This is a genomic window from Curtobacterium sp. MCPF17_003 (genome assembly GCF_003224385.1).
GTDB lineage: Bacteria > Actinomycetota > Actinomycetes > Actinomycetales > Microbacteriaceae > Curtobacterium > Curtobacterium flaccumfaciens.
Genome location: NZ_QKLC01000011.1, coordinates 102,544 through 115,868, shown reverse-complemented (window position 1 = coordinate 115,868; position 13,325 = coordinate 102,544). Strand labels below are relative to the sequence as shown.

The 13,325-nt window shown below is 71.6% G+C and carries 16 protein-coding genes and 1 riboswitch; of the genes, 6 read left to right on the top strand and 10 right to left on the bottom strand.

Annotated elements, in window-relative coordinates; translation table 11 throughout:
* Position 1: 1 nt before the first annotated feature.
* The 5 genes from purU to DEJ30_RS12390 all read right to left on the bottom strand — a co-directional run bounded on the left by purU (position 2) and on the right by DEJ30_RS12390 (position 3,802).
* Positions 2-862, bottom strand: coding sequence for a formyltetrahydrofolate deformylase (gene purU, locus DEJ30_RS12410; RefSeq protein ID WP_110861849.1), 861 nt, complete (start codon positions 860-862; stop codon positions 2-4).
* A 176-nt stretch (positions 863-1,038) separates the two neighbouring features.
* Positions 1,039-1,251 (bottom strand): hypothetical protein, encoded by a 213-nt coding sequence (locus DEJ30_RS12405; protein WP_110861847.1) that lies wholly within the window; start codon positions 1,249-1,251, stop codon positions 1,039-1,041.
* Between the two features lie 106 nt (positions 1,252-1,357).
* Complete coding sequence (locus DEJ30_RS12400; RefSeq protein ID WP_220032955.1) at positions 1,358-2,743, bottom strand: MFS transporter; 1,386 nt, start codon at positions 2,741-2,743, stop codon at positions 1,358-1,360.
* A gap of 112 nt (positions 2,744-2,855) precedes the next feature.
* Positions 2,856-3,290: a MarR family winged helix-turn-helix transcriptional regulator gene (locus DEJ30_RS12395; RefSeq protein WP_220032954.1), complete on the bottom strand. Its 435-nt coding sequence runs from the start codon at positions 3,288-3,290 to the stop codon at positions 2,856-2,858.
* 56 nt (positions 3,291-3,346) lie between these two features.
* On the bottom strand, positions 3,347-3,802 hold the full coding sequence (locus DEJ30_RS12390) for a MarR family winged helix-turn-helix transcriptional regulator (protein WP_110861845.1): 456 nt from the start codon (positions 3,800-3,802) through the stop codon (positions 3,347-3,349).
* A gap of 75 nt (positions 3,803-3,877) precedes the next feature.
* On the opposite strand from DEJ30_RS12390, the gene DEJ30_RS12385 reads away from it, so the two are divergent.
* Positions 3,878-4,750, top strand: coding sequence for an NAD(P)H-binding protein (locus DEJ30_RS12385; RefSeq protein WP_110861843.1), 873 nt, complete (start codon positions 3,878-3,880; stop codon positions 4,748-4,750).
* Between the two features lie 43 nt (positions 4,751-4,793).
* Here DEJ30_RS12385 and DEJ30_RS12380 read toward each other — a convergent pair whose 3' ends face one another.
* Complete coding sequence (locus tag DEJ30_RS12380; protein ID WP_110861841.1) at positions 4,794-5,267, bottom strand: DUF2017 family protein; 474 nt, start codon at positions 5,265-5,267, stop codon at positions 4,794-4,796.
* Positions 5,264-5,569 carry an ATP-dependent Clp protease adapter ClpS gene (clpS, locus tag DEJ30_RS12375; RefSeq protein ID WP_110861839.1) on the bottom strand — a complete coding sequence of 102 codons (306 nt, stop codon included), beginning with the start codon at positions 5,567-5,569 and terminating at the stop codon, positions 5,264-5,266. Before clpS ends, DEJ30_RS12380 begins: the two co-directional genes overlap by 4 nt.
* 38 nt (positions 5,570-5,607) lie before the next feature.
* A riboswitch (ZMP/ZTP riboswitch) is annotated at positions 5,608-5,692 on the top strand.
* Positions 5,693-5,788: 96 nt separating this feature from the next.
* On the opposite strand from clpS, the gene glyA reads away from it, so the two are divergent.
* The 3 genes from glyA (at position 5,789) to DEJ30_RS12360 (ending at position 8,581) form a co-directional block, all read left to right on the top strand.
* Positions 5,789-7,066: a serine hydroxymethyltransferase gene (gene glyA, locus DEJ30_RS12370; RefSeq protein ID WP_110861883.1), complete on the top strand. Its 1,278-nt coding sequence runs from the start codon at positions 5,789-5,791 to the stop codon at positions 7,064-7,066.
* On the top strand, positions 7,063-7,998 hold the full coding sequence (locus DEJ30_RS12365; RefSeq protein ID WP_110861837.1) for a tetrahydrofolate dehydrogenase/cyclohydrolase catalytic domain-containing protein: 936 nt from the start codon (positions 7,063-7,065) through the stop codon (positions 7,996-7,998). The genes glyA and DEJ30_RS12365 overlap by 4 nt, the downstream gene beginning before the upstream one ends.
* 133 nt (positions 7,999-8,131) lie before the next feature.
* Positions 8,132-8,581, top strand: coding sequence for a hypothetical protein (locus DEJ30_RS12360; protein ID WP_146238584.1), 450 nt, complete (start codon positions 8,132-8,134; stop codon positions 8,579-8,581).
* 111 nt (positions 8,582-8,692) lie between these two features.
* On the opposite strand, the gene galK is transcribed toward DEJ30_RS12360, so the two are convergent.
* The gene (galK, locus tag DEJ30_RS12355) at positions 8,693-9,832 is read right to left on the bottom strand and encodes a galactokinase (RefSeq protein WP_110861833.1); all 1,140 of its coding nucleotides are present in this window, start codon (positions 9,830-9,832) and stop codon (positions 8,693-8,695) included.
* On the bottom strand, positions 9,829-10,926 hold the full coding sequence (gene galT / locus DEJ30_RS12350) for a galactose-1-phosphate uridylyltransferase (RefSeq protein ID WP_110861830.1): 1,098 nt from the start codon (positions 10,924-10,926) through the stop codon (positions 9,829-9,831). Before galT ends, galK begins: the two co-directional genes overlap by 4 nt.
* Before the next feature lie 64 nt (positions 10,927-10,990).
* Here galT and DEJ30_RS12345 point away from each other — a divergent pair, with 64 nt between their 5' ends.
* Together DEJ30_RS12345 and DEJ30_RS12340 are read left to right on the top strand one after the other, a co-directional pair.
* The gene (locus tag DEJ30_RS12345) at positions 10,991-11,845 is read left to right on the top strand and encodes a DeoR/GlpR family DNA-binding transcription regulator (protein ID WP_110861827.1); all 855 of its coding nucleotides are present in this window, start codon (positions 10,991-10,993) and stop codon (positions 11,843-11,845) included.
* On the top strand, positions 11,842-12,774 hold the full coding sequence (locus DEJ30_RS12340) for an aldose 1-epimerase family protein (RefSeq protein ID WP_110861825.1): 933 nt from the start codon (positions 11,842-11,844) through the stop codon (positions 12,772-12,774). The genes DEJ30_RS12345 and DEJ30_RS12340 overlap by 4 nt, the downstream gene beginning before the upstream one ends.
* 88 nt (positions 12,775-12,862) lie before the next feature.
* Here DEJ30_RS12340 and DEJ30_RS12335 read toward each other — a convergent pair whose 3' ends face one another.
* Positions 12,863-13,183 carry a hypothetical protein gene (locus DEJ30_RS12335; RefSeq protein WP_110861823.1) on the bottom strand — a complete coding sequence of 107 codons (321 nt, stop codon included), beginning with the start codon at positions 13,181-13,183 and terminating at the stop codon, positions 12,863-12,865.
* Positions 13,184-13,325: the final 142 nt, after the last annotated feature.

The following is a 13,325-nucleotide window of genomic DNA, read 5'->3' as shown; positions in this document are numbered from 1 at the left end:
CCTACTTGAAGATGATGGTGCGGGCGCCGTCGAGCAGGACGCGGTCCTCCGCGATCCAGCGCACCGCCTGGGTGAGCGTGCGGGACTCCTCGTCCTGCCCGATGGACACCAGCTCGGCTGGTTCCTTGGTGTGGTCGACGCGGACGACGTTCTGCTCGATGATCGGGCCCTCGTCGAGGTCACTCGTCACGAAGTGCGCGGTCGCACCGATGAGCTTGACCCCGCGTGCGTGCGCTTGCCGGTACGGGTTCGCGCCCTTGAAGCCGGGCAGGAACGAGTGGTGGATGTTCACGGCACGGCCCTCGAGCGCGGCGCAGAGCTCGGGTGACAGGATCTGCATGTAGCGGGCGAGGACGACGAGCTCGATGTCGTGCTCCTCCACCGCCTGCAGCACGCGTCGCTCCATCTGCTCCTTCGACTCGGCGTCGGTGACCGGGCGGTGCTCGAACGGCACGGAGTAGAACGCGGCGAGCTCGGACAGGTCCGCGTGGTTCGACAGGACGAGGGGGACCTCGATCGGCAGCTGTCCGCCGCGCTGCCGGTAGAGCAGGTCGTTCAGGCAGTGGCCCGCCTTCGACACGAGCACGAGGGTGCGTAGCGGACGACCGACGACGTCGAGCTGGACGCGGGCGTCGTAGCGGGCGGCGACGGGGGCGAGCGCTGCCTCGAAGGCGGCGCGGTCCACCGGCGCCATCACCTGCAGGCGCATGAAGAACGTGTTCGTGTCGGCGCTGGAGAACTGCTGCGACTCGGTGATGTTGCCCTGGGCGGCGACGATCGCTCCGGAGACGGCGTGCACGATCCCGGGCTGGTCGTCGCAGACGAGCGTCAGGGTCCAGTGTGTGGGGGTCGGGTCGGTCACCGGATCAGGGTACCGGCCGCCGGGGACGTGCTTCGTGAGCAGGAACGGTCGAGTGGGAAGCGGCGACTCGACCGTTCCTGCTCACGAAGCGTCAGTCGTCGGCGTCGGGCGTCGGCGTCGGGAGCGACGACGTCGTGACGGGAAGGCGCGCGTCGCCCAGGAGCGAGGCCGCTGCGTCAGCGCCGGTGCGCGAGCAGGCGGCGGACGAAGTAGACCTCCATGCACAGGGCCAGGACCGTCGCGGCGATGCCGATGCCGACGTACGCGGAACCCCGGTCGGCGTTGGCGATCGCCGCGATCGGGATGCCGACGCAGAGGATTCCGCAGATCACCACGTTCCAGACCGCGCCTGCCTTGGTGCCGCTGCTGAACCCGCCGCCGTTCGTCATGCCTGCGACGCTACCGGTCCGCGGTTGGCGAGGGGCCCCAGGACGTCGGGAGATCCTCGAGTGAGCAGAGGACGTCGGGTGCGGGGTACGACCCGTCGTCTTCTGCTCATTCGGCGTCGGCGTCGGGCGCAGCGGCGGTGGCGTTGGGCGCAGCAGTGGTGGCCTGCCCGGCGTCGGCGTCACGCAGGCGACGGTCGGCCAGGGTCAGCACCGTCAGGAGCACCGCGGCGCCGAGGATCACCCACGCCAGCACGTGCAGGTCCGGCGTCGTCGGAGCCTGGCCGAACACACCGCCGATGAGCGAGGACGCCGCGATCGCCCCGATGTACACCGCGGTGCGGGACAGCCCGGCCGCGGTGCCGATGTACTCCGCGGGGACGAGGCGGTACAGCGCTGCCTGGTTCGACACCGATGCCAGGGCCTGCGGCACCCCGAACAGTGCCGGGGTCAGGGCGAGCAGGACGACGGGCGACCCGGTGTGCAGGAAGAGCAGGAGCACACCGCCGAGGATCGGCACCAGCGCGGCGACGACGAGCGGCCCGCGGATCGCGGTCTTCCGTGCGACCACGAACGAGGCCACCCCGGCGACGATCGCGGCCGGCAGCTGGATGTACCCGGCGACGTCGCTCGGGTAGCCCGCCACGTCCTGCACCCACTGCGAGAACCCGTAGGTCATCGTGTAGGCGAGCAGGTACGTCAGGAACAGACGGCCGTACGTGCGCGACAGGGCACCGTTCCGGGCGAGCAGCCGCACGTCGACGAACGGTCGCACGGCCCGCAGCTCCCACGCCACCAGGGCGACGAGCAGCAGGACGGCCACCGCGAGCAGCCACCACAGCCCGGCGGACAGGTCGAGCAGGAAGACGAGCAGCGCCGAGACGGTCCCGGTCATCAGCACCATGCCGAGCGGGTCGAGCGCCTGCAGCACCGGCAGGTCGGCGTCGTCGCGCGGACGCAGCCGGTCGGACGGCAGCCAGAGCGTCGCCACGACGATGCCGAACACCGCGAGCGGCACGTTCACCAGGAAGATCGCGTGCCAGCCGAAGGCGGCGATGAGCGCCCCGCCGAGCGGTGGGCCGGCGGCGGCGGACACGAGCGATGTGATCGACAGCGCCCCGAGCACGAGCGGTGGAGTCGGCTTCCCGATCCGAGCGGAGTGCTGCCGGAGCGTGGTGAGCGCGGCCGGGTAGGCCGACGACGTCCCGATGCCGATGAGCACCCGGGCGAACACGGCGCCGCCGAACCCGGTCAGCACCTCGGGCACCACCCCGGCGATCCCGACGATGACGAGCCCGGTCAGGAACACCTTCTTCGGGCCGAACCGGTCGGCGAGCTTGCCCATCGTGGGCTGCGCGATCGCACTCGCCAGGTACAGGGCCGCGACGAGCCAGATCGCCTGCGCCGCACCGATGCCCAGGTCGCGGGAGATCGGGGTGAGGGCGACCGACACCATCGTGGTGTTGATCGGGTTGAGCAAGGGTCCGACGAGCACCGGGATGAGGAGCTTCGGACCGAAGCCGCTGGCCGTGCTCGTGTCGGGGGTCGTGGTGGTGGTGGACGTGAGAGCGCTTCTTCCGGTTGCAGGACTGGGCGACGGGTGCGGGTCAGGGATCGACGATCGGCCCGAGCAGGTCCATCGCCCGCGCGACGACGCGGCGGTCCGCCTCGGGCAGGGTCGCGAGCCGCTCGGCGAGCTCGTGGTTCCGCGCGGCCCAGGCGGCCTGGCGTGCGTCCCGGCCAGCCGCCGTCGCGCTGACGATCGACCGCCGGCCGTCCGTCGGGTCGGCCTGCCGCTCGGCCAGGCCGAGGTCGACCAGGGCCTGGACGGTCGCGCCCATCGACTGCGGTCGGACACCCTCGGCTCGCGCCAGGTCGGCGATGGTGGCCGGCCCGTGCCGCAGCAGGCGTCCGAGGGCGGCGGTCTGCGACGCCGTGACGTCGTCCGACTTCGAGGCCAGCAACGACCGCCGCAGCCGTCCGTGCATCGTCAGCACGGCGTCGGCCAGGTCGGTCGGGTCGGTCTCCGGTGCGTCGGTCACGCCCCGGAGGCTAGTCCGTCACCAGCCCCCCTTGCAAGTTTGCCTTCCGATACCGGTCAGGGAACGGCGGAACCGTCGTCGCGCGGGTCCGGCTCGAGCAGCGGGAGGAGGGTCGCCGAGATCGGTTCCGCACCGTCGCCGAACCATGCGTTGCTCGCCCGGACGATCGGGTGGGCGCGTGCCAGCAGCGCCTCGCCCTGGTCGGTCAGCCGCATCCGGGAGGCCCGTCCCCGGCCGGGTGCAGCCCCCCGCTCCACGAGTCCCCGCGTCGAGAGCCCCCCGACGAGCGTCGTCATGCTCTGCGGCCGGACGCCGACCGCCCGCGCCAGGTCGGCCTGGCTGAGCTCGCCGGCTGCCGCGAGCTGGATGAGCGCCCCGAACTCGACGGGTGTCAACCCGAGCGGCGCCAGCTCGGCCGCGAGTCGGCGGGAGAGCGTCCGTGCGGCCCGGATCACCGTCCACGCCACGATGCCGTCGACGTCGTCGCGCGGGGCTGGGAGTTCCTGGGGCACGGGGTGATCGTACCGGCGTACGTTGCGGTATCAGGAAACTGATACCACGACGGGTCAGTGGGACGAGGAGCAGACATGGGCGAGATCGTGGCGGTCACCGGCGTGACCGGGGACGTCGGGGGCAAGACGGCGGAGCTGCTGCGGACGGCAGGGGTGACGGTGCGAGCCGTGGTCCGACGGCCCGAGCAGGTCGACGCGCTCCGGGCGCGAGGCATCGACGGCCGCCTGGCCGACCTGGACGACGAGGACGCGCTCACCGCGGCGCTCGACGGGGTCGATCGGTTCTTCCTCTTGACACCGGTCAGCCAGCGGCAGCGCGAGCAGGGCACCACCGGGGTCCGTGCGGCGCAGCGGGCCGGGGTCGGCCGGATCGTGCAGCTGTCGGGCGGGGACGCCGCCGAGCACTCCCCGATGTCGTGGGCGAGCGCCGCCTGGCACATCGACCGGCTGGTGCGCGAGAGCGGGCTGGCGTGGACGATCCTGCACCCCTCGTCGTTCATGACGAACGTGCAGCCCTCGGCGCCGGCGATCCGACGGGGGTGGTTCCCGCACACCACGGGCCGCGGGGTGATCGGCTGGATCGACACCGAGGACATCGCCCGGACCGCCGCCCGGGTGCTGACGGAGGACGGCCACGACGGCACCGAACCGGTGCTCACCGGGCCGGACCTGCTCGACGCGCGGGGTGTCGCCGCCGCGCTCGCGACGGGGCTCGGCCGACCCGTGCGCGCCCTGCACCTGCCGAGCCGTGTCTACGCCGGTGTGCTGCGCCTGAGCGGGGTGCCCGCCTGGCAGGCCGAGGGGCTCCGGCAGCAGTTCGGCCGGGTCGTCCGCCGCGGCCTCGACGGCGTCGACGTGATGAGCGACGACGTCCTGCGCATCACCGGCACCGCACCCCGGAGCCTGGCCGACTGGGCGCGAGCCCACCGCGACGACCTGCGGGGGTGATCCGTCGCGCGGAAGGTGATCCGGGCCTCCAGGCCGTGGGCCGTCAGTGCGACGTGAGCGTGACGACCAGGTGCTCCTGCACGTAGCCGAGCCAGTCGTAGACGTCGCGCAGGCCGACGCCCGCGTCGGCCTCGACCGAGCGCTCCTCGTCGTCGGCGTCCTCGATGCCCAGCCGGTCGGCGATCGTCAGCCGTAGGTCGGTGAGGGTGCGGAGCCACGCCTGCTCGTCCTCGGCGTCGAGCGAACCGTCGCGGGTGCCCGTCAGCCAGTCGTGCACGATCGAGGCGTTCGTCGTCTTCTGCGTGAGCAGATCGGACTGCGTGTACTTCCGGAACTCCGCGCTCGCCTCGTCGTCACCCGGGTAGGCGTCCGGGAACATCCGCTCGCTGATCGGGTCGGTGGACAGGTCTCCACGGAGCACCTGCCGCAGCTGCTCGGTGAGCGAGGCGAGCAGGTCGCGCTCGCCGGAGGACAGGCCGAGGTGGACGCCGTCGGCGCGGCGGACGAACGGGATCACGCTTCGGGGGCCTTGTCGACGGTCGCCTGCAGCCCGTAGCCGTGCATGGACTGCACGTGGGCTTCCATCGACTCACGCGGGCCCGTTGCCACGATCGCCCGACCGTCGTCGTTCACCTGGTGCATGAGCCGCTCGGCCTGCTCGCGCGAGAACCCGAAGTGCCGCTGGAAGACGTAGGTGACGTACGACATCAGGTTCACCGGGTCGTCCCACACCACCGCGACCCAGGGGGTGTCCGCCCGCGCACTGGTCCGTTCGTCCGTGGTGGTCCGTTCGTCCACGTCGGGCGAGAGCAGCGTCATGCCTCCAGGGTGACACAGGGCGGGGTCGCTCGGTACGATCGTCAGGTCGCGACTGGCGTTGGATGGGTCACCATCGGGGAGCGACAAAGACACGGTGCGCGGCCGTACGCCTGGGCTGCACCGACCGACCGTCCGAGTGCGACCAGCTGGTCGTCCGCACACCGTAGGAGTCCCGTGTCCATTGCCGATCTGCCCCCGTTCGTCTCCGACTCGGCCGAGGTGGCCGAGCAGGCCGCCGCCCGCGCCGCGTTCAACGCCCCGCTCACCGAGGTCGACCCCGAGATCGCCGCCGTCCTGCAGCAGGAGCTCGGCCGCCAGCGGGACACCCTCGAGATGATCGCGTCCGAGAACTTCGTGCCGCGCGCCGTGCTCGAGTCGCAGGGCTCCGTGCTCACCAACAAGTACGCCGAGGGCTACCCGGGCAAGCGCTACTACGGCGGCTGCGAGTACGTCGACGTCGCCGAGCAGCTCGCCATCGACCGTGCCAAGGCGCTCTTCGGTGCCGAGTACGCGAACGTGCAGCCGCATTCCGGCGCGACGGCGAACGCGGCCGTCCTGCACGCCATCGCCTCGGCCGGCGACACCATCCTCGGCCTCGAGCTCGCACACGGCGGGCACCTGACCCACGGCATGAAGCTCAACTTCTCCGGCCGCATCTACAACGCCGTGGCGTACGGCGTCGACCCCGAGACGTTCGAGGTCGACTACGACGACATCCGCGCCAAGGCCATCGAGCACCAGCCGAAGGTCCTGATCGCCGGTTGGTCCGCCTACCCGCGCCAGCTCGACTTCGCGAAGTTCCGCGAGATCGCGGACGAGGTCGGCGCGAAGCTCTGGGTCGACATGGCGCACTTCGCCGGCCTCGTCGCCGCCGGTCTGCACCCGTCCCCGGTCCCGCACGCCCACGTCGTCTCGTCGACGGTGCACAAGACCCTGGGCGGCCCCCGCTCGGGCATCATCCTGTCGAACGACGAGACCCTGTTCAAGAAGCTGAACTCCGCGGTCTTCCCGGGCCAGCAGGGCGGCCCGCTCATGCACGTGATCGCCGCGAAGGCCACCGCGTTCCTGCTCGCCGGCACCCCGGAGTTCAAGGACCGTCAGGAGCGCACGATCCGTGGCGCCCAGGCCCTCGCCGCCCGCCTGACCGCTGACGACGCCAAGGCCGTGGGCATCGACGTGCTCACCGGCGGCACCGACGTGCACCTGGTGCTCGTCGACCTGCGCGCGTCCGAGGTCGACGGCAAGCAGGCCGAAGACCTGCTGCACGAGGTCGGCATCACCGTGAACCGCAACTCCGTGCCGTTCGACCCGCGCCCGCCGATGGTCACCTCGGGTGTCCGCATCGGCACCTCGGCGCTGGCGACCCGCGGCTTCGGCGACGCCGAGTTCACCGAGGTGGCCGACATCATCGCGCTGACCCTCATGCCGAACCCGGACGTCGCAGCGCTCTCGGCCCGGGTGAAGGTCCTGACCGACGCGTTCCCGCTCTACGCGTGAGCGGTTCGGTCAGCGCGGCGCTCCCGCGCGAGCCCTGGGCCGGTGAGGGCAGTGCCGTCCGCATCGACGGCACCGCCCTCGCCGCCCGGACGCTCGACGAACTCCGGGGCCGGATCGACCGCCTGCACGAGCACGGCATCCGTCCTGGGCTCGGCACGATCATGGTCGGCTCGAACCCCGGCTCGATGTCCTACGTCGCGGGCAAGCACCGCGACTCGGCGTCGATCGGGCTCGACTCGCACCGCATCGACCTGCCGGAGACGGCGTCCGCTGCCGACATCCGGGCCGCGATCCTGCAGATGAACGACGACCCCCGGGTCACCGCGTTCATCGTGCAGCTCCCGCTGCCGCAGGGCATCGACCCGACGCCGATGCTCGAGCTGATGGACCCGGCGAAGGACGCCGACGGCCTGCACCCGACGAACCTCGGCGAGCTGGTGCTCGCCGTGCCCGGTGGCGCCGGCACGATCGACGCACCGCTGCCGTGCACCCCCCGGGGCATCGTCGCGATGCTCGACGCGTACGAGATCCCGATCCGTGGTGCGCACGTCACGATCATCGGCCAGGGGCTGACCGTCGGGCGGCCGCTCGGTCTGCTGCTCACGCGGCTCGAGGCGACCGCGACCCTGACGCACTCGCTGACCGCCGACGTCGCCGCGGAGTGCCGTCGTGCCGACATCATCGTCGCCGCTGCGGGGGTCGCCGGGCTCGTCAAGCCCGACTGGGTGCAGCCCGGTGCCGCCGTCATCGACGTGGGGATCACCCGCGTGGTCAACGAGGAGACCGGCAAGGCGAAGCTGCACGGCGACGTCGACCCCGCGGTCGCGTCGGTCGCGGGCTTCCTGTCGCCGACCCCCGGTGGCGTCGGCCCGATGACCCGCGCGATGCTCATGAAGAACGTCGTCGAGGCCGCCGAGCGCCAGCTGTCGTAGCGCGCGGGGTCGCGCGCTGCCTGCGCTCGCGTGCTGGTCGCGTGCTGATGGTGTGCAGCAATGGTCGGGTGCCGTCGTCGCACCCGACCATTGCTGCACACGAAGCGCACTCCGCCGGTGCTACGGTCGCGGCATGGGGGATGAACGACTGCAGACAACGCCGGTGATGCGAGCCCGGTCCGAGCCGTCGCAACTGACCAAGGACGCCCGGTGGCTGATCGTCATCGTGGCGATCTGCGTGCTGTTCCAGGCACCGGGTTCGAGCTGGGCGACGACCTTCGTGCACGCCGGCCAGGAGTACACGTTCACGTCGGGCCCCTGGTTCGGATGGACGCTCGCGACGGTGGGGTTCGCGGTCGTCGGGTTCGTCGTCGCGATCGCCCGGCGAGGTGCAGCCCGGTTCGACGAGCACACCGTGATGGGCTTGACCCTGGCCGCCGTGCTCGGGACGACCGCCCTGGTGTGGCTGCTCATGCCGGCACAGACCGCGTGGGTGGAGTGGGCCGTGGAACACGGTCGGACGCACCCGTTCGTACTCGGAAACGTCGTCGAGCGCGTCGGGTACGCGGACTACTCCGGCTGAGTAGGCGGGCGCGCGGCGGGCGCTGCCGTTCTTTCGCGCCGAGCGACAGTCCACGGGCTGATCGCCGCGTGAACTGTCGCTGAGCGCGAAACGTCGAGCGGCCGAGGGCCGTCAGTCGCGCCGGGCGCCCTGCGCGGCGTGCACCGTGAACACGTTCGGCTCGCGGTACCCGGCCTCGGCGAAGGCATCGATGACGGCCGCGGTGATCGCACCGCGGGACTCCTGGTCGACGAGCGCGATCGCCGCACCGCCGAATCCGCCCCCGGTCATGCGGGCACCGACGGCACCGTGCCCGACAGCCGTCGCGACGGCCAGGTCGAGCTCCGGCACGGAGATCTCGAAGTCGTCGCGCATCGACTCGTGCGACGCGACGAGCAGCGAACCGATCGCCCGTGGGCCCTGTTCGCGCAAGGTGCGGACGGTGTCGAGGACACGCTGGTCCTCGGTCACGATGTGCCGAACGCGGCGGAAGGTCTCGTCGTCCAGGAGCTCCTGCGCGCGGGGTAGGTCGTCGACGCCGACGTCACGAAGGGCCTCGACACCGAGCACCTGCGCACCCTTCTCGCACGAGGCCCGACGAGCCGCGTATCCACCGGTCGCATGGGCGTGCTCGACACGGGTGTCGATCACCAGGACCTCGAGCCCGTTCGCCTCGAGCGCGAGGTCGACGACAGCGGTGTCGAGCGTGCGGCAGTCGAGGAACACGACGGCGTCCTGCTCGCCGAGCAGCGAGGCGGACTGGTCCATGATCCCGGTGGGGGCACCGACAGCGTGGTTCTCGGAGTACTGCCCGACGCGCGCCAGGGTCTTCCGGTCGAGGCCGAGTTCCCACAGGTCGTTGAACGCCAGCGCGACACCGCACTCGATCGCGGCACTCGACGACAGGCCCGCACCGACCGGTACGTCGGACTCGATGAAGACGTCGAACCCGGTCTTGTCGCTCAGATCGGCACCGGCCTGCTCGTGCAGGGCCCAGGCGATGCCGAAGACGTAGGCCGACCAGCCGTCCATGGCCTCGGGCGACAGGTCGTCGAGGGACAGCGCCACCGGCTCGCTCATGGCGTCGAAGGCGGAGGCGACGCGGATCGTCCGGTCGTCGCGCTGCGCGATGGAGGCGGTGGTGCGACGGTCGATCGCGAAGGGCAGCACGTAGCCGTCGTTGTAGTCGGTGTGCTCACCGATCAGGTTGACGCGACCCGGGGCGGAGTACCGCACCGTCGGCTCGTACCCGTAGACCTGCTGGAACGTCATGCGCGCTCGACTCCCTGTCGGATGAACTCGGCCGCCTTCTCGGGCACGAGGTCCCCGATCCAGGCGCCCATGGCGGCTTCGCTGCCGGCCAGGAACTTCAACTTGTCCGCCGCACGTCGCGGCGAGGTGATCTGCAGCATCAGCCGCACGGTGTCGCGGGCGGTGTGCACCGGTGCCTGGTGCCACGCGGCGATGTACGGCGTCGGGTCGCCGTAGAGCGCGTCGAGCCCGCGGGTGAGCCGGAGGTGCATGTGCGCGAGCTCGTCCTTCTCGGCGTCGGTCAGGCCGGCGAAGTCGGGGACGTGGCGGTGCGGCAGCATGTGGATCTCGATCGGCCAGCGCGCGGCGAACGGGACGAAGGCGGTGAAGTGCTCGCCAGCGAGGACGACCCGCTCGGAACCCCGCTCGTTCGCGAGGTGCTGCTCGAACAGGTCCGGGCCGAACCGTTCGATGCTCGCGAGCAGTCGCTGCGTGCGCGGGGTGATGTACGGGTACGAGTAGATCTGCCCGTGCGGGTGGTGCAGCGTGACGCCGATCGCCTCGCCCCGGTTCTCGAAGGGGAACACCTGCTGGATGCCCGGCATCGCGGAGAGTGCAGCGGTGCGGTCGGCCCAGGCCTCGACGACGGTGCGGGCGCGCGACTCGGAGATGGAGGCGAAGGACCCTGAGGTCTCGGGTGAGAAGCACACGACCTCGCACCGGCCGACCGAGCGGAGCTGGCGGTTCAGGCCGACGTCGCTCAGGGACTCGAGCGACTCGGGAGCGTCGTCGGCTTCGAGCAGCGGGCCGAACGACGGCGAACGGTTCTCGAACACCGCGACGTCGTAGCGGCTCGGGATCTCGGACGGGTTGGCCGGGCTCTGGGGTGCGAGCGGGTCCTGGTCGGCCGGCGGCAGGAACACCCGGTTCTGCCGGGACGCCGCGATCGACACCCACTCGCCCGTCAGGACGTCCTGCCGCATCCGCGCCGTCTCGGGCCGCGGGTCGAGCACGCGCCCGTCGATGCTGCGTTCTGCTGGCAGCGTCGAGTCGGCGTCGTCGAAGTAGAAGAGGTCGCGGCCGTCCGCGAGCTTCGTCACGCGCTTGGTGATCACCGGGACAGCCTAGCGCTCGACTGAAGCGTTGCGAAAGACATCGGAAGCAAGCGAAACTGTCCACATGACGGACGCCGACCTCTCGTTCCTCGCCGGCGCGCTGCCCGCGCCCCTGCGGCAGGACCGCATCGTCGCGATCGTCGACGGCGCCCCGGGCATGGTCCGGACGGCCGCGTTGGCCGCGTCCCTCGGCACCAGCGAGGTGACCGTCCGCCAGGACCTCGCCGTCCTCGACCAGGAGGCCCGGATCCGCCGGGTGCACGGGGGCGCCGTCCGCCTCGGGGCCGGGTCCACCGAGCGCCCCTTCGAGGAGACCGCCGTCGAGCACCAGGTGGCCAAGGCGGCCATCGGCCGTGCGGCCGCCGCGCTGGTGCGCCCGGGGGAGTGCGTCGTCCTCGACGTCGGCACCACGCCGGCCGCCGTCGCCGAGGCCCTCGTGGCGCGCACCGAACTCACCGGCGTCACCGTCGTCACGAACTCCCTCACCACGGCGCTCGCGCTCGAGCGAGCTGTCCCGCGCTTCACCGTGATCGTCACCGGCGGCACCCTCCGGCCCCTGCAGCACTCACTCGTCGCCCCCTTCAACGGCGCGGTCCTGCCGATGATCGCCGCCGACCTCGTCTTCCTCGGCGGCACCGGACTCGACGTCGACCACGGGCTGACGAACGTGAACCTGCCCGAGACCGAAGCAAAGCGGATGCTCGCGGCGACGGCCCGGCGTACGGTCGTGGTCGCGGACGGGTCGAAGTTCGGCCGGGCCCACATCGGGGTCGTCCGCGCGCTCGAGGACATTGACGTCGTCGTCACCGCCGAGGCCGATGCCGCCGCGGTCGCCGCGATCCGGGCGGCCGGGGCCCAGGTGATCGTCGCCGACGGCGAGCGTCGCACCGAACCAGCCGGAAGGAAGAACGCCCCATGACCGCAGCACCCACGGGTGGCCAGTACCGCCTCCACCACGCCGGACCCGACGGGGTCGTCGAAGCCGTGGTCACCGAGGTCGCCGCGGGCATCCGCGAACTCCGCGTCGCCGGCTTCGACATCACCGAGCCGTTCCCCGTGACCGAGCAGCCGCCGGGCGCGAACGGTATCGTCCTCGCACCCTGGCCGAACCGCGTCGCCGGCGCTGCGTGGGAGCTCGACGGCAAGCGGCAGCAGCTCGACGTCTCGGAGCCGAAGTACGGCAACGCGTCGCACGGACTGCTCCGGTTCGCTCCGTACCGGGTGGTCTCGCAGACCGAGACGTCGATCCAGCAAGCGGCGACGATCCACCCGCAGCACGGGTGGCCCTTCACCCTCGAGACGCGCGTGCTGCACGAACTCGTCGACGACGGCATCCGCGTCACGCACGAGGTCACGAACCGTTCGGGTGTCCGCGCACCCTTCGCGGTCGGCGCGCACCCCTACCTGCGTGCCGGTGACACCCCCGCCGACGACCTGGTCGTCACGCTCGACGCCGCGACCGCGTTCACGGTCGACGAGCAGAAGGTGCCGAACGGTTCGGTGCCGGTCGAGGGCACGCCGTACGACCTGCGCCAGGGGCGGCGTGCCGGGGACTCGGACCTCGACACCGCGTACAAGGACGTCACCCCAGACGCCGAGGGGATCCGCCGCACGACGATGCACGGGCCCGAGGGTGACGGGGTCGAGCTCTGGCAGGACGCCTCGTTCCCCTACGTGCAGGTCTTCACGTCGCGCGAGTACCCGCGGGGCGACGGGAAGGGCCTGGCCGTCGCGGTCGAACCGATGACGGCGCCCGCGAACGCCCTGAACTCGGGCGAGGGTCTGCGCTGGCTCGAGCCGGACGAGACCTGGACCGGTTCGTGGGGGATCCGCCGCGTCTGGTCCTGAGGACTCCGGTCGGCTCGCACCGCTGACACGACGAAGGCCCCGCCGGGTGTCCGGCGGGGCCTTCTGCGTGTGTGTCGGAAGCCGGGCGTCAGCCGCGGCGCATCCGGAGCGCCTCGACCGCGAGGGACTCGGTCGCGTAGCGGCCGACCTCGTGCGCCCACGCCGGATCATCGCCACGGAGCGCGATGAAGTCCTTGCGCTGCCGGCAGACGTAGCCGAGCACAGCGGTGGCCGTCGCGACCTCGATGAAGTCCTTGCGGATGTGGCGAGTAGTGACCTGGGCGTTGCGGCGGAGCGTGTCGAGCAGGAGCTCGTTGCTCATCGTCGTGTTGGTCGCTGCTGCGAGCTCGACGATGCGGCGCGCGTCACCGGTGGTGCTGGTCTGCGTGGCGTCGATGGGCTCGATCACGGTGTACCCCGTTCGTTCGTGGTGGTGCGGTGTTGCAGGATCCGTCGATCGGATCCGGGAACGACACTATCGGCGGTATGCCAACAATCCGCTGAGGGCGGGCTGGGCTGTGCAGGGGATCCGCCATGAGCCGGCTGGGGAC

What these genes read in the sequence shown, in the direction of transcription:
- DEJ30_RS12345 (WP_110861827.1), top strand. Translation starts at nt 10,991, where the DNA reads ATGACGGACGCCGACCTCTCGTTCCTCGCCGGCGCGCTGCCCGCGCCC.
- DEJ30_RS12385 (WP_110861843.1), top strand. Translation starts at nt 3,878, where the DNA reads ATGGGCGAGATCGTGGCGGTCACCGGCGTGACCGGGGACGTCGGGGGC.
- DEJ30_RS12360 (WP_146238584.1), top strand. Translation starts at nt 8,132, where the DNA reads ATGGGGGATGAACGACTGCAGACAACGCCGGTGATGCGAGCCCGGTCC.
- DEJ30_RS12340 (WP_110861825.1), top strand. Translation starts at nt 11,842, where the DNA reads ATGACCGCAGCACCCACGGGTGGCCAGTACCGCCTCCACCACGCCGGA.
- galK (WP_110861833.1), bottom strand. Translation starts at nt 9,832, where the DNA reads ATGACGTTCCAGCAGGTCTACGGGTACGAGCCGACGGTGCGGTACTCC.
- DEJ30_RS12405 (WP_110861847.1), bottom strand. Translation starts at nt 1,251, where the DNA reads ATGACGAACGGCGGCGGGTTCAGCAGCGGCACCAAGGCAGGCGCGGTC.
- clpS (WP_110861839.1), bottom strand. Translation starts at nt 5,569, where the DNA reads ATGACGCTGCTCTCGCCCGACGTGGACGAACGGACCACCACGGACGAA.